Source organism: Acinetobacter sp. YH12039 (assembly GCF_013420015.1).
GTDB lineage: Bacteria > Pseudomonadota > Gammaproteobacteria > Pseudomonadales > Moraxellaceae > Acinetobacter > Acinetobacter amyesii.
Genome location: NZ_VOZA01000139.1, coordinates 1 through 1,096, shown reverse-complemented (window position 1 = coordinate 1,096; position 1,096 = coordinate 1). Strand labels below are relative to the sequence as shown.

General features: G+C 40.1%; 2 protein-coding genes. Both read right to left on the bottom strand.

Annotated elements, in window-relative coordinates; all coding sequences use genetic code 11:
* Positions 1 to 114: 114 nt before the first annotated feature.
* The gene (locus FTT98_RS17900) at positions 115 to 582 is read right to left on the bottom strand and encodes a hemerythrin domain-containing protein (protein ID WP_180177636.1); all 468 of its coding nucleotides are present in this window, start codon (positions 580 to 582) and stop codon (positions 115 to 117) included.
* A gap of 127 nt (positions 583 to 709) precedes the next feature.
* Positions 710 to 1,096, bottom strand: a 387-nt coding sequence (locus tag FTT98_RS17895; RefSeq protein ID WP_180177635.1) for a TSUP family transporter, incomplete at its 5' end; no start/stop codon positions are given.

Here is a 1,096-nt window from a genome sequence, read left to right as displayed (position 1 = left end):
AAGCACGACAGCAATATAAAACCCGGAAAATAGAAAGCTGAATAAATAAAAAAAAGATGGCACTCTGGCCATCTTTTTTTGTCATGAAAATTTGAATTTAAATAAATTTAAATATTAGCTTTTAACCAGCATGTCTTTTTTCATTTTTTTATAACGCTGATATTCAGTTTTGTACTGATCCGCTAAAGCCTGTTTTTGTTCATCTCCCAGAATTTTTCCGGCCTGCTGGAAGAAAGCATGCTCTTCTTCTTTCAAATGATGATGTACCTTATCTGACAGTTTCTTGGCAATTGCAATCCAGCTTGGGCTACTAAATTCAGTTTCAGTCAGTTCCTCAATCATTTCATCCATCTCATGATGTTCTGCCAAGGCGTGACGGGTAATGTTCAGGCCGGGATCTGTCATCATCAAGGGAATATAAAAGTAACGGTCTTCTGCGGTTTCATGCGCAAACAGTTCATTCTTCAGCTGCTTGAACAACTCACGACGTTCTGGCGAATCCCCCGAAGTTTGCAGTAATTTTTCTGCCAGATCACGCTGGATTTCATGACTTTCCCTTAATGCTTCAAAAATGGTGGTCATGTAATTTTTCTCCTGTTTTTGTCATGCCTTTGCTCCAGCATAGAGTGAAACCGGCAAATGGTCAGGAATATTTATAAGGCGAATTTGTATAAAAAACTTTAATATTGAGAATAGTTTACATCTATTTTTAGGCTAAAAACATCTGATAAGCCATACGGCAAATCAGCAAACTGACCAGGATCAGAAACAGAATCCGGATAAAACCGCTGCCATATTTGAAGGCCAGTTTAACTCCTAATAGCGAACCGCAAATATTGGCAGCCGCCATCATGGCACCGACTAGAAACCGCACATGACCTGTAGGAATAAAGAAACTCAGTGCCGCCAAGTTGGTAGTGAAATTGGCAATTTTCGATAAAGCTGAGGCATGCAAGAAATCCACGCTCAGATAACGGATAAAGAAAAAGATAAAGAAACTGCCCGTGCCTGGGCCAAAAATTCCGTCATAGAAACCGATAGCCAGACTGCCTAGTGCTGCCAGTATCAGCATCTTTTTATTCAGCTTTTGCTCGAC